Consider the following 18,809-nt stretch of genomic DNA (forward strand, 5'->3'; position numbering starts at 1 on the left):
AATATGAGGTGCTGGCAATCGGACGATGCTGTAAGCATTCGCCAACCAGAGGCCACCCATGAGCATCACCTCCAGCGTCATCTGCGACGCAGTCGACCTGCTAAAAGGCTTCGTCGGCTACCACCACAAAGCCGACAAATACATCGTCCGCTTCAGCGAAGACGCCTTCGGCATGGACGTCACCGACGCCAGCATCACCCCCACCAGCGAATTCGTCTGGCGCGCCGGTGAGGGGCAACTCATGACCCTCAGCCGTGAGTGGGTGCAGTTGCTGCTGGCGCAGAATATCGATGATCGGCTGAATATCACCGAGCCGTTGCGGGTTTATGTGAGACGGGTGGACTTGCCGGAGATAACGGCGGTGCGGAGGTTGAAGGGGGAGGGGTGATTCAGGATCAGCCAGGCAGAGGAATGCGTACCCCAGTGGGAGCGAATTTATTCGCGAAGGCGTCGGCACATCCAGCATCGTGGGCGCCTGATAGACCGTATTCGCGAATGAGACTACGCGTTCCGATTGCTCCCACAATTGATCCGGTCCGCCAGAAAAACTGGGGATAGACCACGGTTTCTTAAATCGGAAAACAATGGTCTGTACACGATTGTGTCTCTGAATCAGCGCCCCGGCTGCCATTCTGAATAAGCCGGCATACCGTCGTACTCAAGCCACGGCACGTCATGCGATACCCAGATATGGTTTTCAGGCACTGCGTCTGGGTCTTCATCCAGGGTTGCGACACGAACGATGACGACAGGGGATTGCGGGCGTTCGGCAACCAGATGAGAGCCGCATACCGAGCAGAAGTGGCGCAGTTTGCCGGGGGATGACTCGTAGGATGAAAGCTTTTCCGGGCCCTGCAGCCAACGAAAATGTTCGCGCCTGACCCCGGCCGTTGTGGCGAATGCTGCAGCGTGGGATTTCCTGCAGGTGCGGCAATGACAATGGCCGATAGGCAGGTCGATGCTGTCAATTTCGTATTCAACAGCCCCGCAGGCGCAGCTACCTTTCATGTTCTCTCCCTGAATGTTCAATAAATCGCTGCGAGGCAGCGGACCAACGTTCGTCGGACGGATTCATTTTCCATGGGACGTTCGATCTTGGTAAGTCGCTGACGGGTGAGCCTGGGATTTTTTTTGAGGCGTTGCGGAAGCTGATTGTGTTCAGGGAGGTTCTGAAAAGTCAGAAATGAAAATCCGGGGGATATAGCGTCAGGCCGAAAGCCTGAAAGAAAGTGGAGCGGGTGAAGGGAATCGAACCCTCGTTATCAGCTTGGGAAGCTGGAGTAATGCCATTATACGACACCCGCTCTGAGCGGCTGACTTTGTACCAGATGTGGGCGCTGAACTGAAGCGCTAATTTTTTTCAGGCGGGTTTCTGGCGTTTTTTCAGATAAATCTGCTGCGTCTGACAGATTGCTTTCGCGAATAAATTTGCTCCCACAGAGTTTGCAACGTCAGATAGATCACACATTCCCTGCAGGCGCTGCCGAAGGTTGCGATTCGGGCAGCGCCCACAGGGGTGAGTGCTTTCAGTTCAGAGTGCAAAAGCATGATGACTCTGTACCTGTGTGTAACGTGAACGCTTTGGGGCGGGTTCCGGTTGGAGGAAGCTCAACAAGGCCTTTTGAGAGTCGCTGCAGGCGGCTTTGTGTTCCATGTCCAGGAAGTGCCCGGTGCTCTGGATGGTGCTGAAATGGCAGTTGCGCACGTGCTCGCCGAAGAGCCTGGCGTCGTCCGCGGCGGTGTATTCGTCCCACTCGCCGTTGAGGAATAACAAGGGCACGTCGATGCTTTTCGCCGCGTTGATGTAGCACAGGTGATCGGTGGTCAACACTTGGCTGATATGGAAGTGCATTTGCACGTATTCATGAATGTCCAGGCTGCTGACGTGCCGATAGTTGAAGCGCTTGAACAGCGACGGCAGGTGCTTGCCGATGGTGTCGTTCACCAGGTGGCCGACTTCGTGTCGATCGAAAGCGCCGAGGTGCCTGACGCCTCTTTCGAGGTAGTCGCGCATGTGTTCGTTGACCACCGGTGAGAACGAACTGATGACGGCTTTTTCGATCCGCCGAGGCTTTTGCGCGAGGGCGAACAAGGTTGCCGCACCGCCCCAGGAAAAGGACATCACGTGCTCGGCCGCGAAGTGGTCGATCAGCTCGAGCAGGATCTGACCTTCGAGCTCTTTGGTCAGCGGCTGCTTGTTCAGGTTGTGGGCTTTGGATTTGCCCGCGTAGGGTTGGTCGTACAGCACCACATTGAATTGAGGGTGCAGGTTACGGACGGTTTGGGCAAAGGACGCAGTAGTGGCCAACGAGCCGTTGACCAGGATGATGGTCTTTTCTGCGGCGTCTGCGCGATAGAACTCCGTGTAAACCCGGAACTGGCCTTGTATATCAAGCACAGCGATTTCTGGCCTCATGTCATATGACTCCTGGCGTAGAACAGGTATGCGCGCAATCGAGCTTGCACGAGTTTCATGACAGGTAGGCATACGCCTGGAAGGGGGAGCCCATGTCGATCCGATGGGATCTGGTCGACAGGTATTGTTATTGGCGGGCGGTTTGTCGGCTCGGAACCTGAGGTCCTCGGGACGGCAAAAAGTTTCTTAGAATGACGAACTGACCAATCAGTCACATGCGGACTGACGATTGGATTCAAGCAGGCTCAAGCGGAACCCGCAAGTGCCATTGGTAAATTGTTCGACAACTTCTGCTGAGCGGTCGGAGGGGGATCAAATCGCGAGGATTTCTTTTGCGCTCAACGCGCGGTATTGCCCGGGCGCCAGAGCCGCGTCCAGGCACAGTGGCCCCATGCTTTCGCGGTGCAGACGCAGCACTTTGTTGTTGAAGTGGCCGAACATCCGTTTGACCTGATGGTAGCGCCCCTCGACGATGCTCAGGCGTGCGCAATGGGGGGCGAGCACGATCAGTTCGGCCGGCTGAGTGGTGAGGTCTTCGAAGGCAAAATAAAAGCCTTCAGCGAATTTCTGTACATAGTCATCGGTGATCGCTTGCTCGGTTTCGACGTAGTAGATTTTCGCCAATTTGGTCTGTGGCTGAGTCAGTCGCCGCGACCATACGCCATCGTTGGTGATCAGCATCAGACCCGAGGTGTTGAAGTCGAGCCGCCCGGCGATGTGCAGATCCTCTTTATCCGGTTCGTCGAGCAGGTCGAGCACCGTCGGATGCTGCGGGTCGACGGTCGCGCTGACGCAGCCCGGCGGTTTGTGCAGCATGAAATAGCGCGCCGGCTTGCCGGCTTGCAGCAGGTCGTCGTCGCATTCCACCCGGTTGAACTCACGCACTTCGTGAAGTGGGTTGCTGATTGTTTGACCGTCGACTTTGATCCGCCTGCCCACGAGTGCAAAGCGCACGTCCTTGCGGCTGAAACGCGGCAGGTTGCTGAGGAAACGATCAAGACGCATGGCGGTGACGGACGACTGGGAAAGGGGCGCACATGGTATGCGATCTAGGCGCAGTGCTTCGAGCGGGCGTCGGTTTCGACTTGTGCACAACGCGGGCACAGGCAGGCTTCGTTGCGCACGTCCAGCGGCAGGGCCTCGAGCACAGCCGGGTCGAGGCTGACCGAAAAGCACCAGCAGGGCTGCGCCGCCGTACGCGGGTCGGCCAGGGTGCAGCTATTGCCGAAGCCGCAGACCGGACAGCGGTCAGGGTTGATTGAGCTTTTTTCCATATCGCAGCTGTTCATGGCGCGCCTATTCAAAATGAGAGAGTGCCATCTCCATGCACACCCGGTTGCGTCCGCTCTGTTTGGCGCGATACAACGCGCGGTCGGCGCGGGCGATCAGGCTGTGCAGGGTGTCGTTGGGTTGCATTTCGGTCAGGCCCAGGCTGACGGTGATCTGCAACGGCGTGTCGGCAAAGCTGTAGCGGTGTTGCTCGGCCAGCAGACGAATTTTTTCCGCGACGTGCTGAGCATGGGCGCTGTCAGTGTCTTTGAGCAGGATGATGAATTCTTCGCCGCCCCAGCGACAAATGATATCCGACTGACGCAGGCAGCTTTGCAGGTCCTTGGCGAAGCCAGCGAGCACTTCGTCGCCCGCCAGATGGCCATGGTTGTCATTGAGGCGCTTGAAGTGATCGAGGTCGAGCAGCAACGCCGCCAGCGGCTTGGGCTCGCGCTGTGCCTCCTGCATCGCCTTGAGCGCCAACAGGTCGAAGCCGCGGCGGTTGGGCAGGCCGGTGAGGCTGTCGAGGGTGGCCTGGGCTTCGATCTTTTGCTGATAGCGGCGGATGACTCGATGCAGCAGAAGCACTACCACCAGTGTCACCACCAGGCAGATGAACAGGTTCAGGTACAGTGACTGCCGGATATCACTCAGGGCGCCGTCTTCCTGCTTGTCGACGTACAGGTACCAGTTCAGCTCCGGAATGAAGCGCACGTTGAGGAAGTGGCCCTGACCCTGAGCCTGATATTCGTAACTGCCGGTTTGCGGCTTGGGCAGCTTGCGTTGCAAGTCTCTCAGGACCGGCAGGTCGCTGAGAGACTGACCGATGGCCGCACCTTGCGGGCCACCGTCGGCACCGGTGAGAACGATCCGGCCGGAGGTATCGGCGAAGTACACGCTGCGTTGATATCGCTGCTGATAGCGGTCGATCAACTTGGTCACCGCATCCACGGTCAGGCCCACACCCGTCGCACCGATGAAGTTGTCTTTGTAGTCAAACACCTTGTAGTTGATGAAGAAGGTCAGGTTGTCCTTGTTGGCCATGTCCGGATCGACGTTGATTTCGTAGGGCGCAGCCATGTCGCGCACCCGGTAATACCAGACGTCACGGGGCTCATGGGCGTCTATTTTTTTCAAGACACCTTTGGCCTGGTAATACTTGAGGCTGGTGTTGGAAACAAAAAAGGCCGTGTAAGCGCTGTAGTGACTCATGACCTCGTTGAGGTAACGGGTCATTTGTTCGGGATCGTGCTCGCCTGCCACCACCCAGTCACGCAGGAACGTGTCGCGGGCCATCATTGAAGAAATCAGGATCGGTCGAACCAGATCCTTTTGGATCTCCGAATACACCGTATCCGAGGTCAATGGCAACTCGGTATTGACGATGCCGTCGCGAATCGAGGCCCGTGAGGCGTAGTAGCTGAGCAGAGATGTCGCCAGAAAGCCGCTCCCCAGCAGGACTATCAACGTCAGGATCAGTGACCGTTGTGAATTGAGTGCGGAGCGAAGGGGCATAACGAATCCGGTGGTGAGCAATCCAAGAGTGGCGGCATGCTAGCCTGCCGCCACTGTTTTGCGCTATTCCCGTTTCAACCTCAGGGAATGATCAACGAACCCACGGACGGCGCCGTGTAATCCGGGGCGAGGCCCAACAGCGAACTGATCGCAGAACAACGGCAGTGCACCAGCAAAATCCTGTCGTAATGAATGCCCTGCCCGGACAGCGTTTTGAACAGGTCTTCCAGGTTGGGGTGGGTCATGCCAAAGCGATTTCTGACGGTGAGTACATCCATCGGCGTGGCGGGTAGCCCGTTTAAAGGCGACTGATTCGAATTGCGCACCACATGACTGATCTCTTGATAGGTCTCACCGTGGGCACTCTGGAATTTGGCCAGCGAGTAATTTTTGATCCTGCCCGGAAGAGCCGTTCCGGCCAGCACCTTGTCGGTAAGGGTGTACGCGGGCAGTTGGCCGGGAGGAAGGGCCGAGGCGTTGTCGACGTTGGTTACAATGGAGAAGGGTCTGACCCTCTGACTGACGACCCGGTGCAGTCTTGGATCGATGAGCTCGTAACCATGCGGCGCGTAAGTCCTGAGTTCGGTGCCATTGGGGATCGGCGTGGTCTTGGTCCATGGCAGGTAGTAGCCGTGGGTGCTGACCACCAGAGTTCTGGCCTGCGCCTTGTCGGAGGTCCAGAGCAGGAATTTGCGACCCAGTTTCCAGGCCTTGACCGGTAACGTCCCGAAGGCTGGATGCCCCGGAATGTTCCAGGTCTTGAGCAGGCTATTGGTTCTGAAGAATGTTTCCAGCCGGGTTCGGCGTCTGTTGATCGACTGGTGGAGCCATGAGCCGAAACTTCGGTTGACGGCCGCTGCGGCGTTTGCCGTTTTTCCTGAAACCACGAATCTGCTGAACGAACGCAACAGTCGAGGGGTCGCAGGCGCCAGATGAAACAGCCCCAACGACAAGCCATTGAGCAGGGCCAGGGTTTTCTCATTGGCTCGATTTCCCGGCAGCTTCGCGATCTCCGCGCTCAGGTACACGGAGCCGACATGCGCTGCCAGCGAGGCAAGTATGGCCGGGGTCAACAGTATCGACAGAGGCGCCAACAACAACTGCAGGTGGTTGAGTTGCTCTGCCCAATAGCGCAGCGAGACCTCTCTCGACGTCACGATCTGGTCATTCGCATCGTCCTGAAAGTTGCGTTGCAGTGCCTCGCGCATGAAAGCGAAGGGCGACGACATCACCGGTTTTTCACACAAACTCCGGGCCTGGGCTTTGTGCAGGTCGTTGGCATAGATCACATTGGTCCACGGTCGGAGCAGGGAAGGCGACGAATCAGGTGTCCGCTTGCCAGCCCAGATTTCCAGGATATAGGTGAACTTTTTGTGGATGCTGGTAGGCAGATAGTTCAGCAGCGCGCGTCGCCACTGCTCATCCCTGGTGGCGGTTTGCAGATGCTGGTTGAGTTCATCGTCGCTGTGGAACTCGACAAACGCCACGTCCTGGCCGGCTTGATAGAGGACCGTGAGGTTTTTTTTGCTCTGGCTGAAGGTCAGCAAGCCGGCACAGATCTGGCACTGCGTGCCGTCGATCAACGAGGTTTGCACGTAGAAGCCCAATGCGTTGCAGCGAATCTCGTTTGAGGTGGTGTTCGATGAGGTCGCTTCCAGCATCCCGACCAGAAGATCGAACCCTGCGCGTGATAGCTGCCGCTGTTTAAGGCTGATCACCGCCTGAGCCATGAAGGTGGTCTTGAACGACTGTTCGATCGCCGAGCCTTGTTGCTGCCAAAAGCGCTCGAGCCGCTGCGACATCCACTCAAGAAAATTGACGCCCTTGATGTGGTTTTCGATGGCCTCAGGCTCTATGGCCAGCCTGGCGTCTTCGGACCACGTGCCTTTGCCGGTGAGGTCGGTGTACACCTCTGTGCGACCGCCGTGATCGAGATAACCCACTGGCCGATCGACCCGGTAGTTGCTCAGCAGCGCGTCGCTCAGGCTGATCGCGATTTCGTCGGGGCTATGCACATAAGTCGTGGGCGTATGAATGCTGCCCAACGGCGTCCTCGATGTGCCGTGGACATAACGAATGAACACATGATCTGGATTCTGATGCAGTTGATGGTGCTGGCGCAGGTAAGCGCGCATCAGTCGGTTGGCGGCCATCGATGGATGGGGTATCCGCTTGAGGATGTCCGGCTGCATCGGCCAGCGTTCGAGGGCACTCACCAGGGTCAGGCTGCGCTCGACCAACATGAATAAACGATCCGTACTGAGTTGCTCGAATGAAAACGCCTTTTGCGCGGCGGTGAGCGTGGAAAAGATGTCCCCATCGATGATTTTTGTGTCGAGGGCCAGCGGTGCTGCACCGGGTTCGAGGGCCATGTTCAGGAAAAGCGCGAGCCAAGACGAAGCATTCAGGGCTTCAAGTAGTTTGTGCTTCGTCAGCTCAGGGTTGTCGCCGATGTATTCAACGACAACAGGTTTCTGGCCGAGGATGTGAATGAAGCTGTGTGAGGTGTTTTTTGAGGTCAGCTGGAAAATACCCGGCACGACTTGGCCGTTGAGCGACACGACGCGGACAACTGTCCGTTCGCCTATGGCGGTTGTTTCCAGCGCTTCGACCTCGGTAGGAAAACGGTTCAGGCCCAGGGCTTCAAGCGCCAGGTTATAACCGTCGAGGCTGATGGCTTTACGTGCGCGCTGTCGGGCCAGCGTGTCGAGAAATGAAAGCTTGGCGAGGGCGCGATACGTCGTTTCATGCTTGGCCCAGAAGGCGGTTAATAACGCCTCGTAGTGTTGGGGCCAATCCGTTGTGTTGATCAGTGTGAGGGCCTGAGTGGTCGTAAACGAAGGTGTCCCGTCATCAAGCGCTCGCTCAGGTTCGGCACTCTGCATCAGCGCATAAAAACCGGCGGCATCGAACGACGCAACGGCCACGTCGGTGAGGGACAGGCGCCACTCGTAAACGTCCTGACCATCGACAAGGACGGCAGGACGCGCCTCTGTCGTGAACTCAATGTACATCTGGTCCGGCGAAAGGTGCTTGCCGGTCTGCTCCAACAAACGCCGGGTCAGCTGTTCTTTGACATAGGCACGCGGCGCTGGTGGGCAGTCCATGTCCATCTGCCAGGCTTTCAAGCTCAGGTGGGAAGTGGCGAGCAGTCTGGCGGCACGACCCTTTCTAAGGGTGGCGATTTGTTTGTGGTTGAGCGCGGTGGTGGCATCGGGGGCGGGTAGCTGTTGCTCCGATAGGCCCTCCAGTTGATCGGCGGGCGTTGCGTAGTAAAACGGTGATAGAGAAAAAGTGTCAGGAGACGGCAGGGCGTCGTTCTGTTCACTGTTGTTGCCCGTCTGGAGCACAACGGCGGGGTGTTCGAGGCTGTGCAGATTCTGTTCTTGGGTCATGTCGATGGCTGAACACGATGGGATGGCGCATCACTATGTCGTCTGGCGCTCGCTCAGGTCGTACATCTATGTAACGCCTGCACACTGACGCGCGCAGGCGTTCCTCTATTTACGCACTCAAATAAGCGCGCCATCCGCCCAGGTGACTGATGTTCGTCGCACCTTCCAGGCCATAGGGTTCGCAGATGAAGCCGCTTTCCCAGCGCCCATCCGCCAATTGCACCTTGCCCAGACCCAAGGGTGCCGGAATGCCGGTGAGGAACGAGCCCAGTTCACTGCTCGGCAGCTCCCAGACTTCCACGGCAATCGCCACGCCGCCTTGCTCGACGCGGAGCAGACCGGGCCGAAAGGGCGGGCCGCCCGCCAGCGCATAAAGCTGATAGTCCGCCGAGCTTTGCGTGGTTTCCAGTAAGTGACCACCGCGTTGCTTGAGTTGCCAGTTCAGCGCCAGACCCTCCAGGTGTGCGCCGCAGACCACCAGTCGTGCCTTGTCGTTGCGCGCGACATTGCCGGGTACGGACAGACGCAACTTATGGCCACCGATCAGGGGCAAGTCGGTCTGCCGTTGCAGGGCGTCAGCGAGGCTCAGCAAATATTGATCGGTGAAAACCCGACCGAACAGGGTTACGCCCCACGGCAGACCGTTGTCCATAAAGCCGCTGGGCACGGCGACGGCGGCGTAGTCCAGCAGGTTCATGAAGTTGGTGTAGTAACCCAGTTCCGAGTTGCGCAGCACCGGTTCGGCGTCCAGCTCGGCCAGGGTCACCGGGCGGCCGATGGAGGGGGTCAGCACACAGTCGAGGTCTTCGAGGGCTTTGTCGCACAGGGCCTTGAGCGCTTGCAGGCGGTATTGCGCGCGGAAGGTCTGCACGCCGGTCACCGCCGGGGCTTTCGACAGCACGGCACGAATCACCGGCAACACGGCTTGCGGATTCTGCGCCATCAACTCCCCGGCGACGCTGTAGCGTTCGGCGACCCACGGGCCGTCGTACAGCAGACGTGCGGCTTCGAGGAAGGGCGACAGGTCCAGCGTCACCGCTTCGCCGCCCATGGCGGTCAGGCGGTCGATAGCGTCATTGAACAGCGACGGGCCTTGTTTGCAGCCGAAGAATTCCAGGTCCTCTGCGCGCGGCACACCAAAGCGAAACGGGCGTGGCGCACCAAAGGCCGAAGCGTCGTTCCACAGCGGGTTGCTGCGGCTGTATTCGTCACGCGGGTCGAGGCGAGCGGTCAGCCCCAGCAACTGACTGGCCTCCCGCGCGGTGGCGGTGAAGGTGGTGACGCAGTCCAGGGTGCGGCAGGCCGGAACCACGCCTGCGGTGGAGATCAAGCCCTTGCTGGCTTTCAAGCCGACCAGATTGTTCAGCGCGGCAGGCACTCGGCCAGAGCCCGCGGTATCGGTGCCGAGGGCGAAGCTGGCGACACCCAGAGCCACGGCCAATGATGAACCGGCGCTGGAGCCGCCCGATGGATACTCCATCAGCACGCTGTTCGGGCAGGCACCGTAGGGTGAGCGGCTGCCGTTCAAACCGGTGGCGAACTGGTCGAGGTTGGTCTTGCCCAACGGGATCGCGCCCAATCCGATCAGTTGTTCGACGAGGGTCGCCGAGCGTTCCGGCGTATAGGCGAATGCCGGGCAGGCGGCGGTAGTGGGGATGCCAGCCAGATCGATGTTGTCTTTGATCGCAAACGGCACACCATACAGTGGCAGGTCCTTGAGGCTACGGCCCTCCAGTGATGCCAGGTAGGGTTCCAGTTCGGCAGCGCTCAGCAAATGAATGAACAGGTGATAGTCCGGGTTCAATGCAGCAGCTTTCTCGCGCAGGGCGTGGATCAGTTGTCGAGGTGTCTGGCTGCCGGTTTGATAGGCATCACGGACGCTGTCGAGGCGCAAGTCGCTGAGATGTAAGTCATGAGTCATGGCGAAATTCCGTCAAAAAGTAATAGGTTCAGTCAGCTTCCAGGACCACGACCCGTTGCCCGGCGCGTACCGCCGATCCGGGTTGCACGCGGACTTCGCGCACGGTGCCGGCAAACGGCGCCAATAGCGGAATTTCCATTTTCATCGACTCCAGAATCACCAGCACATCACCGATTGCGACGCGATGGCCGACCTCGACCTGCACCTGCCACAGGTTGCCGGCGATATGGCTGTCGACGCCGTGCTGGCCTGTTTCAAGGGGCTCGTCGTCGATGGCTGGCACCGCGGCTTCATCGCTTTCAAAGTTCGCTTGGCCACTGGCAATCCAGCGTTCGCGTTCGGCGTTGAAGGCCCCTTGCTGCTGGTTGCGAAACGCAGCAATACCCTCGGCTTCACGGGCCAGAAAGTCCTGATAGTCAGCCAGGTTCAAGGTGCTGTGTTCGATGTTCAGCGGGTAACGGCCCAGCGGGAAATCGCGGCGGATGCGCAGCAGTTCTTCTGCGCTGACCGGGTAAAACCGGATCTGATCGAAGAAGCGCAACAGCCACGGCTTGCCGTCGAACGCAGCGACTTCGCGGTAGCGGTTCCACATCTGCAAGGTGCGACCGACGAACTGATAACCGCCGGGGCCTTCCATGCCGTACACGCACATGTAGGCGCCGCCGATCCCGACGGAGTTCTCCGCGGTCCAGGTCCGCGCCGGGTTGTACTTGGTGGTCACCAGCCGATGCCGTGGGTCGAGCGGGGTGGCGACGGGGGCGCCTAGATAGACGTCACCCAGGCCCATCACCAGATAGCTGGCGTCGAATACCGTGCGCTGCACCTCATCGAGGCTGGGCAGATCGTTGATGCGGCGGATGAACTCCAGATTGCTCGGGCACCACGGCGCGTCCTTGCGCACGGTGGTCATATATTTCTCGATCGCCAACTGGCACGCCGGGTCATCCCAGGACAGTGGCAGATGCACGATGCGTGACGGCACTTGCAGGTCTTTGCTGGCACACACTGCACCCCATTCACCGGCGACGATGCCCAGCAGATCCGCCAGCGGCAGTTGCTCAGGCTGGTAGTGCACTTGCAGGGAACGAATGCCCGGTGTCAGGTCGATCACGCCGTGCAGTGCTTTGGCTTCAAGTGCCTGCATCAGCGCATGACCGCGAAAGCGCAGCACCAGATCCAGCTCCGGTGCGCCGATTTCCAGCAGCACGTGGGTATCGCCTGAGAGGCGGGCGACCAGACGGGTGTCGTCCTGACCGATGTCCAGCACAATCGGTGAGGTCAGGGACGCCAGAGATATTCCCTGTGGGAGCGAATTCATTCGCGAAGGCGCCAGATCAGACACCGCGTCGCCTGCTTCGCGAATGAATTCGCTCCCACAGAGATCGGCGGTTGCCAGGGTGCGCGCGGTGACCAGATCGACCGGATGAAACTGCACCTTGTCCCCAGCCTTGAGTTGCCCCAACTGCCAAAGGTCGGCCTCGATGATGGTCACCGGGCAGACGAAGCCGCCAAGGCTCGGACCGTCGGGGCCGAGGATCACCGGCATGTCACCGGTGAAATCCACCGCGCCGATGGCGTAGGGGTTGTCGTGGATGTTGGAGGGGTGCAACCCGGCTTCACCGCCGTCGGCGCGGACCCATTCCGGTTTCGGACCGATCAGGCGTACGCCGGTGCGGCTGGAGTTGAAATGGACTTCCCAATGGGTGGCGAAGAAGGTCTCGATGTAGCGCTCGGTGAAATACTCAGGCGCACCGTGTGGGCCGTAGATCACCCGGATCTGCCGTACGGCAGGCAGGTCGTGAAGCTGTTCGTCCGGCACGCGCTGACCGACGCTGCGATTACTCAGGGGCGGAATGTGCAGCACGTCGCCAGCACGCAGCGCGCGGCCGCCATGACCGCCGAACTGGCCGAGGGTGAAGGTGCTTTTGCTGCCCAGATAATCCGGCAGCTCCAGCCCACCGCGTATGCACAGGTAACTGCGTGCACCTGCACCGGCAATGGTGCCCAAGGCCAGAGTCGAACCGGAGGCAACGAATAGAGCGGTATTCAACGCTTGAGGCTGACCGTCCAACATCACCGGAATAATCGCGCCGGTGATGGTCACCACCGCATCGGTATTGAAGCGCAGCAGCGGGCCGCTCATGGTGATTTCCAGCGCGGCACTGCCTTCGGCATTACCCAGCAGGCGGTTGCCCAGGCGCAAGGCGCGGCTGTCCATCGGCCCGGACGGTGGCACGCCGACCGCCCAATAGCCGAGACGTCCCGGATAGTCCTGCACGCTGGTCTGGGTGCCGCCGCTCAACACTTCGAAGGTGTTGGCGCGGTACACCAGACCTTCCAGGCAGCGAGTCCATGGCTGGCCGCTGGCGAAGGGCGCGTCGACGATAATCTGCCGCAGGTAATCGCGGTTGGTTTCCACGCCATACAAGTGGCAGTCGCTCAGCGCTTGAGCGAGCCCGGCGCTGGCTTGCTCGCGGGTCGGTGCCCAACTGATCAGCTTGGCGATCATCGGATCGAAGAACGGTGGAATCTCGCAACCGGCCTCGACCCAGGTGTCGATGCGCAGGGTTTTGCCATCGGCTATAGGGAAGTTCACCGCAGTCAGCAAGCCGGGACAGGGCTGGAAATCCCGGCCCGGGTCTTCGGCATACAAGCGTGCCTGAATCGCATGGCCGCTGGCCTGCAAGCCGTCGCGCAATTGGTTGAGTGGCGGTAAATCACCGGCCGCCAGTTGCACCATCCAACTGACCAGATCGACGCCCCACACTTGTTCGGTGACCCCATGCTCGACCTGCAACCGGGTGTTCACTTCGAGGAAATAAAAACGCTGGTCTGCGCTGTCGAACACGAACTCTACGGTACCGGCGCTGCGGTAGTTGACCGCTTTCGCCAGCTTGATCGCTGCGGCACACAGCTCATCGGCCATGCCTGCCGGCAGGTTCGGTGCCGGGGTTTCTTCGAGGACTTTCTGGTTGCGCCGTTGTACCGAGCAATCGCGCACGCCGAGGGCGATGACGTCACCCTGACCGTCGCCGAATACCTGCACTTCCAGGTGCCGGGCGCGCTGGATGTACTTCTCGATGAATACCCCAGCGTCGCTGAAGTTGTTCTGACCCAGGCGCTTCACCGCGTCGAACGATTCCCTCAGTTCGACGGCGCTGCGACAGACGCGCATGCCGATCCCGCCACCGCCCGCAGTGCTTTTCAGCATTACCGGGTAGCCGATCAGTTCAGCGGCACCGAGTGCATCGTCGAGGCTGTCGAGCAGTTCGGTGCCTTCGAGCAACGGCACGCCGTGCTGTTTCGCCAGTGCGCGAGCGGTGTGCTTGAGACCGAACACGCGCAGTTGTTCCGGCGTCGGGCCGACGAAGGCGATGCCGGCGTTTTCGCAGGCTTGGGCGAAGGCAGCGTTTTCAGAGAGGAAACCGTAACCGGGATGGATCGCCTTGGCGCCGCTGGCCTTGGCGATGGCGAGGATTTTATCCACCGCCAGGTAAGTCCCGGCCGCACCGCCTTCGCCGAGGCTGTGGGCTTCATCGGCTTGAAGAATATGCAGGCTGGCGGCATCGGCTTCGGAGTAGACCGCCACGCCCTTGACCTGCAAGGCGCGCAGGGTACGCAGGATGCGGCAGGCGATGGCGCCACGGTTGGCAATCAGCAGTGTGTCGAACATGGCATAAACCCCGGAAACCGATGGCTGCTCGGTTTCGTACTGGGAAGCGGGCCGTCCCGCTATTGAACGGTGTGCATCGAGGCCGTCCCCGAGCTTTTGTAGGAGCTGCCGCAGGCTGCGATAAGGCCCGGAGGGGCTTCATCCCGGATAGAGCGCTGCCGCTAAAGCGGCAGATCGCAGCCTTCGGCAGCTCCTACAGAGGCCTGGGTCAAACACTGCCCCGAGCGGCTTTGGCACAGGCTGAATAACCAGCGGCGCAGTTGCGAGAGGGTCAGTTCCATATCAGCACCTGCGCAGGCGTCGGGTTGTAGGCGTTGCACGGGTTGTTCAGCTGCGGGCAGTTGGAGATCAGCACGATCACGTCCATTTCCGCGCGCAGTTCGACGTATTTCCCGGGGGCCGAGATGCCGTCTTCGAAGGTCAGTCCACCGTCAGCAGTGACCGGTACGTTCATGAAGAAATTGATATTTGGCCCGATGTCGCCTTTACCCAGACGCCCGTCATGCACACAGGCGCGCAGGTAGTTGTCGCGGCAGCTGTGCATGTGCCGTTTTTCCAGGGCGTAGCGCACGCTGTTGCTCTCTTGTGCGCAGGCGCCGCCGAGGGTGTCGTGGCGGCCGCAGGTGTCTTCGACGATGGTCAGCATTGGTTTGCCGAGGTTGGAATACAGCACGCTGCCGGTGGTCAGGTACACGCTGTTCTGCCGCCGCAACGTACGCTGCACGTCATAGCGTTCGCGGGGGTTGGCGAGGCTGTAAAACAGGGTATCGACGGCCTGGTTGCCTTCCAGATCGAGGATGCGCAAGGTTTGCCCGGCTTTGACTTCCTTCAGGAAGGGTTCGCCGGCCGGGATGGTCGCGCTGTAGATCGCTGCTTCAGGGTGTTTGGAGGGTATGGATAGGGTCATGGCGGCGCTCCTCAGGCGAACAGGCGGTCGGTGTTGATGAAGCCGCGCTCGTTTTCCGGGCGCGAGGTGCGGCAGTGCTCGGCGACGCTGGCATCGGATTTCATCCAGGTCAACTTGAGTGGCTGGGGCGCATATTCGGGATTGGGGTCCATCGGGTGTTGCAGGGCGGTCAGCACCACCAGGGTGTCCATCGGTGCGTAGAGTTCGATGTAGTCACCGGCTTTGGAGTTGTCCGCGACGAAGTGAAATTGTCCGTCGTCATCAACGCTGACTTTGCTGAACAGGTTCAGGGTCATCAGCAGGTCAGACAGGCCCAACCCCCATTTGCCCAGTTCCACCAGCAGGTTGTCAGTACCGTTGCGGAAGAAGCCGTTGCGCAGTTCCTGATAGCGGCCCTGGCCGTATTTCTCTGCGACTTCTTCAGCGCACAACACGCCACCGATGCTGTCGCTCCAGCCGCAGGTGTCGGCAGTAATCGCCGCCAGTACGCGGCCCATGTCCGAGTACAGACAATGGCCGCTGGTGAGCTTGGCGGTGTGTTGGCATTTGAGGCTGTCAGGCAGGTTCAGGCGCTCGGTTTTTTCGTTGGCGTTGAGCAGGGTCAGGCTGACGTTGGCACCGCCGCGGATGTCGGTCAGGCGTAGCAGTTCGCCGCGCTTGAGCACGAACGAACGGTGGCCGCCGCCGGGGAGCACTTCTTCTGAAAAAGGAGCTTCAGCGAAGACATTGAACAGGTTGGTCGAGTCAGTCATATCGAAAGTCCTTATGCCGTTTGCAGCGAATCAATCGCGGCGCGTGCAGCGCGGCGGTCGCTGTTCAGGGGAATGTCGTAGGTGATGCGGGCGCCATACGCACCGGGTGCGTGGGGGTCATGGCGAACCTTGTCGAACACCAGCAGGCGCGTGCCGAGGTTGAAACCTTCGGACAGGTCGTGGGTGACCATGAACACGGTCAATTGGGTCTCGCGCCACAGCTCCAGCAGCAGCACATGCATGTCCTTGCGGATGCCTGGATCGAGGGCGCCGAACGGCTCGTCCAGCAGCAACACGCGGGGTTGCATGATCAGCGCTTGAGCGATAGCCAGACGTTGTTGCATGCCGCCCGAGAGCTGCGTCGGATACTTGTCCAGCGAGTGACCGAGGCCCACTTTGTGCAGCAACGCGGCGGCCTGTTCCCGGGCGTCGCGCTTGGCCTTGCCGAACAGCCGTCCGAGCAACGCCGAGCGCGGCAATTCAAGCCCCAGCGCGACGTTGTCCAGCACTGAAAGATGGGGAAACACCGAGTAGCGCTGAAACACCACGCCACGGCTGGAGTCCGGCTCGCCGACCAGTGGTTTGCCGTCCAGATGGATCTGCCCGCGACTGGGCACTTCCTGGCCGAGCAGCAGGCGCAGGAAGGTGGATTTGCCACAGCCCGACGCGCCGACCAGGGTGCAGAACTCGCCTTCATTGACGCTCAGGTTCAGGCCTTCCAGTACCACTTGATCGTCGTACTGTTGCCAGACGCTATTCACCGAAATAAAGCTCATGCGCGCGCTCCTTCGTACCAGGGAAACGCACGTCGGGTCAGTGCCTTGAGGCCCCAATCCATCAGCCAGGCCAAGAGCGTGATCCACACCACGTAGGGCAGAATCACGTCCATCGCCAGATAACGCCGCACCAGAAAAATCCGATAACCCAGGCCGTCGGTGGAGGCGATGGCTTCGGCCGCGATCAGGAACAACCAGGCCGAACCCAACACCAGACGCAAAGCGATCAGCAGGCGCGGCAGCAGTTGCGGCAGAATGACCCGCAGGATCAAGGTCCAGGTCGAGGCACCGAGGGTCTGCGCCTTGATCAGCAACTCGACGGGAATCTCCCGGGCGCGTTGCTCCAGATCCCGCGCCAGCACCGGTGTGATGCCGATCACAATCAGCATGACTTTCGACAACTCACCCAAGCCAAATACGATGAACAGAATCGGCAGGATCGCCAGCGGCGGCACCATCGATAGCACGGTCAGCAGTGGCGACAACGGCGCGCCGAACAACGGCAGAATGCCCGACGCAATACCCAGACACAGACCGAGCAAGGCGCTGATGCCCAGCCCGATCGCCAATCGCTGCAGGCTGGAACCGGTGTCCTGCCACAGCAGATAACCGCCGCTGCGCGGGTCTTCGGTAAAAGCCATGCGCTTGACCGCATCGGTCATCTGCACCGCGCTGGGCAGCAGTTTGTCGTTGGGGTTTTCCGTCAGCCGGGTCGCCGAGCCCGTGAAGTAGGCGAACAGCAACAGGGCGAACGGCAGGATCACCAGGATCAGACGGCTGGCGCGATCCGGACGGCGGTTTATCAAGCGCATGGCAATGACCTTAGGACTGGGACGCGATTACAACTTGCCTTCGGCAGCCATCTGCACGTAGCTCGGGTCGAAGCGCAATTTGATGTTGCCCTTGTCGCCGGTGCTCACGTCCTTGGCGAACGCGATGCCGACTGCGCCAGCGTTTTTCGCGCCGTCGCCGAGCAAGCCGTGGCTGAAGGAGAAGCTGGCGACCTTGTCCATGGTCGCTGGCAGTTTCGGGCTGTTGGCAAACTCAAGCGCTTCCTTGGGGGTGGCGAACAGCTTGGTGGTGTCCAGTTGCGACTGGAAGCCAGGCAAGTTGGTACCCGAGGCTTTGGCCATGTGTTCCAGGGCTGCGGTGCTGGCGGCTGACTTGCTGTTCATCAACGCGACCACCTCGAACCAGGCGCCGGTCAGTGCTTTGCCCAGCGCCGGGTTGTCTTTGAGGGTCTGGGTGTTGACGACCATCATGTCCATGATCTCGCCAGGGATCTGGCTGGAGTCGAACACTTCAGTCACGCCCGGCTTGGCCTTGATCTCCGAGAGCATCGGGTTCCAGGTGGTGACGGCTTTTACCTCGTCGGTGTTGAAGGCGGCGGCGATGTCGGCGTCAGAGGTGTTGACCACTTTCAGGTCTTTCTCCGCCAGTTTGGCATGCTCCAGACCACGGGCCAGCAGGTAGTGCGATACCGACAATTGAACCAGATTGACGTTCATGCCTTTGAGGTCGGCCAGGGTCTTGCCTTCGCCCTTGAGGACGATGCCGTCGTTGCCGTTGGAGAAGTCGCTAACGATCAACGCGGTGCTGTCCAGGCCGCCCGCAGCCGGAATGGTCAGGGCGTCCATATTGGTCATGGTGCAGCCATCGAACTGGCCAGCGGTGTATTGGTTGATCGATTCGACGTAGTCGTTGATCTGCGTGACATCGATGGAGATGCCGTACTTCTTCGCCCACTTGTCGACGATGCCTTGAGTGCCTGCGTATTCCCAGGGCATCCAACCGGCATAGATGGTCCAGCAGACATTGAAGTGTTGTTTCGGGGCGGCGTGGGCGGAGAAGCTCAAGGCCGCGACGAGTCCGGCGGCGAGCAAGGAAAACAGGCGGGGCTTTTGTATGCGCTGCATGGTAGAAATCTCCAGTAGGAAAAAAAGGCGGTCAGGAGTCACGTGACACCACTGGTGTCCTGTCTCCCGGGCTTTTATCCCGCCGTGTAACCTCTACTGGAGGTCGCCAACTCTCGGACCAGCCACTCGCTTGAAGCGAGCCGGAACCCTAGTCAGCTATTGCAAATTGTGGTGCCGCGAACCGATTTGACTCCTGCACATGAGTTGTTAAGCGAGAGCCGTGCCAAGTCGCGCAGAGCCTTGTGGCTGAGGGGTTGCCGGGTCGTGAG

Annotated in this window: 14 protein-coding genes, 1 tRNA gene and 1 riboswitch; of the genes, 1 reads left to right on the forward strand and 14 read right to left on the reverse strand. The window is 60.0% G+C overall.

Translation table 11 applies throughout. The features are described from left to right. Nucleotides 1-58: 58 nt before the first annotated feature. A complete protein-coding gene (locus tag AC1MEE_RS00230; protein ID WP_480413137.1) occupies nt 59-388 on the forward strand; it encodes a DUF2025 family protein in 330 nt (109 codons plus the stop codon). Between the two features lie 224 nt (nt 389-612). On the opposite strand, the gene AC1MEE_RS00235 is transcribed toward AC1MEE_RS00230, so the two are convergent. The 14 genes from AC1MEE_RS00235 to AC1MEE_RS00300 all read right to left on the reverse strand — a co-directional run bounded on the left by AC1MEE_RS00235 (nt 613) and on the right by AC1MEE_RS00300 (nt 18,531). After that, complete coding sequence (locus AC1MEE_RS00235) at nt 613-1,008, reverse strand: GFA family protein (RefSeq protein ID WP_480413138.1); 396 nt, start codon at nt 1,006-1,008, stop codon at nt 613-615. Between the two features lie 222 nt (nt 1,009-1,230). After that, nucleotides 1,231-1,304, reverse strand: a tRNA-Gly gene (locus tag AC1MEE_RS00240). Between the two features lie 227 nt (nt 1,305-1,531). Then, on the reverse strand, nt 1,532-2,416 hold the full coding sequence (locus tag AC1MEE_RS00245) for an alpha/beta fold hydrolase (protein ID WP_480413139.1): 885 nt from the start codon (nt 2,414-2,416) through the stop codon (nt 1,532-1,534). A gap of 312 nt (nt 2,417-2,728) precedes the next feature. Then, nucleotides 2,729-3,421 (reverse strand): pseudouridine synthase, encoded by a 693-nt coding sequence (locus AC1MEE_RS00250; RefSeq protein WP_480413140.1) that lies wholly within the window; start codon nt 3,419-3,421, stop codon nt 2,729-2,731. Between the two features lie 44 nt (nt 3,422-3,465). Then, nucleotides 3,466-3,690 (reverse strand): cysteine-rich CWC family protein, encoded by a 225-nt coding sequence (locus AC1MEE_RS00255; protein ID WP_480416388.1) that lies wholly within the window; start codon nt 3,688-3,690, stop codon nt 3,466-3,468. Between the two features lie 22 nt (nt 3,691-3,712). Then, nucleotides 3,713-5,200 (reverse strand): sensor domain-containing diguanylate cyclase, encoded by a 1,488-nt coding sequence (locus AC1MEE_RS00260; protein WP_480413141.1) that lies wholly within the window; start codon nt 5,198-5,200, stop codon nt 3,713-3,715. 80 nt (nt 5,201-5,280) lie between these two features. Beyond that, nucleotides 5,281-8,595 (reverse strand): dermonecrotic toxin domain-containing protein, encoded by a 3,315-nt coding sequence (locus tag AC1MEE_RS00265; protein WP_480413142.1) that lies wholly within the window; start codon nt 8,593-8,595, stop codon nt 5,281-5,283. Between the two features lie 109 nt (nt 8,596-8,704). Further along, nucleotides 8,705-10,516, reverse strand: a complete 1,812-nt coding sequence (gene atzF / locus AC1MEE_RS00270) for an allophanate hydrolase (protein WP_480413143.1) — start codon at nt 10,514-10,516, stop codon at nt 8,705-8,707. Between the two features lie 28 nt (nt 10,517-10,544). Next, entirely contained in the window at nt 10,545-14,189 is a 3,645-nt protein-coding gene (gene uca / locus AC1MEE_RS00275; protein WP_480413144.1) for an urea carboxylase, read from the reverse strand. A gap of 271 nt (nt 14,190-14,460) precedes the next feature. Beyond that, a complete protein-coding gene (locus tag AC1MEE_RS00280) occupies nt 14,461-15,096 on the reverse strand; it encodes an urea amidolyase associated protein UAAP2 (protein ID WP_480413145.1) in 636 nt (211 codons plus the stop codon). 11 nt (nt 15,097-15,107) lie between these two features. Then, complete coding sequence (locus AC1MEE_RS00285) at nt 15,108-15,848, reverse strand: urea amidolyase associated protein UAAP1 (RefSeq protein ID WP_480413146.1); 741 nt, start codon at nt 15,846-15,848, stop codon at nt 15,108-15,110. Nucleotides 15,849-15,859: 11 nt separating this feature from the next. Next, on the reverse strand, nt 15,860-16,624 hold the full coding sequence (locus tag AC1MEE_RS00290) for an ABC transporter ATP-binding protein (protein WP_480413147.1): 765 nt from the start codon (nt 16,622-16,624) through the stop codon (nt 15,860-15,862). After that, complete coding sequence (locus AC1MEE_RS00295) at nt 16,621-17,436, reverse strand: ABC transporter permease (protein WP_480413148.1); 816 nt, start codon at nt 17,434-17,436, stop codon at nt 16,621-16,623. The genes AC1MEE_RS00290 and AC1MEE_RS00295 overlap by 4 nt, the downstream gene beginning before the upstream one ends. A gap of 27 nt (nt 17,437-17,463) precedes the next feature. Beyond that, nucleotides 17,464-18,531 (reverse strand): putative urea ABC transporter substrate-binding protein, encoded by a 1,068-nt coding sequence (locus tag AC1MEE_RS00300; RefSeq protein ID WP_480416389.1) that lies wholly within the window; start codon nt 18,529-18,531, stop codon nt 17,464-17,466. 70 nt (nt 18,532-18,601) lie between these two features. Next, nucleotides 18,602-18,703, reverse strand: a riboswitch (guanidine-I (ykkC/yxkD leader). Nucleotides 18,704-18,809 lie beyond the last annotated feature (106 nt).

The organism is Pseudomonas sp. ASL3, from assembly GCF_056680425.1.

What these genes read in the sequence shown, in the direction of transcription:
- uca (WP_480413144.1), bottom strand. Translation starts at nt 14,189, where the DNA reads ATGTTCGACACACTGCTGATTGCCAACCGTGGCGCCATCGCCTGCCGC.
- AC1MEE_RS00235 (WP_480413138.1), bottom strand. Translation starts at nt 1,008, where the DNA reads ATGAAAGGTAGCTGCGCCTGCGGGGCTGTTGAATACGAAATTGACAGC.
- AC1MEE_RS00290 (WP_480413147.1), bottom strand. Translation starts at nt 16,624, where the DNA reads ATGAGCTTTATTTCGGTGAATAGCGTCTGGCAACAGTACGACGATCAA.
- AC1MEE_RS00255 (WP_480416388.1), bottom strand. Translation starts at nt 3,690, where the DNA reads ATGGAAAAAAGCTCAATCAACCCTGACCGCTGTCCGGTCTGCGGCTTC.
- AC1MEE_RS00285 (WP_480413146.1), bottom strand. Translation starts at nt 15,848, where the DNA reads ATGACTGACTCGACCAACCTGTTCAATGTCTTCGCTGAAGCTCCTTTT.
- AC1MEE_RS00245 (WP_480413139.1), bottom strand. Translation starts at nt 2,416, where the DNA reads ATGAGGCCAGAAATCGCTGTGCTTGATATACAAGGCCAGTTCCGGGTT.
- AC1MEE_RS00250 (WP_480413140.1), bottom strand. Translation starts at nt 3,421, where the DNA reads ATGCGTCTTGATCGTTTCCTCAGCAACCTGCCGCGTTTCAGCCGCAAG.
- atzF (WP_480413143.1), bottom strand. Translation starts at nt 10,516, where the DNA reads ATGACTCATGACTTACATCTCAGCGACTTGCGCCTCGACAGCGTCCGT.
- AC1MEE_RS00260 (WP_480413141.1), bottom strand. Translation starts at nt 5,200, where the DNA reads ATGCCCCTTCGCTCCGCACTCAATTCACAACGGTCACTGATCCTGACG.
- AC1MEE_RS00280 (WP_480413145.1), bottom strand. Translation starts at nt 15,096, where the DNA reads ATGACCCTATCCATACCCTCCAAACACCCTGAAGCAGCGATCTACAGC.
- AC1MEE_RS00230 (WP_480413137.1), top strand. Translation starts at nt 59, where the DNA reads ATGAGCATCACCTCCAGCGTCATCTGCGACGCAGTCGACCTGCTAAAA.
- AC1MEE_RS00295 (WP_480413148.1), bottom strand. Translation starts at nt 17,436, where the DNA reads ATGCGCTTGATAAACCGCCGTCCGGATCGCGCCAGCCGTCTGATCCTG.
- AC1MEE_RS00265 (WP_480413142.1), bottom strand. Translation starts at nt 8,595, where the DNA reads ATGACCCAAGAACAGAATCTGCACAGCCTCGAACACCCCGCCGTTGTG.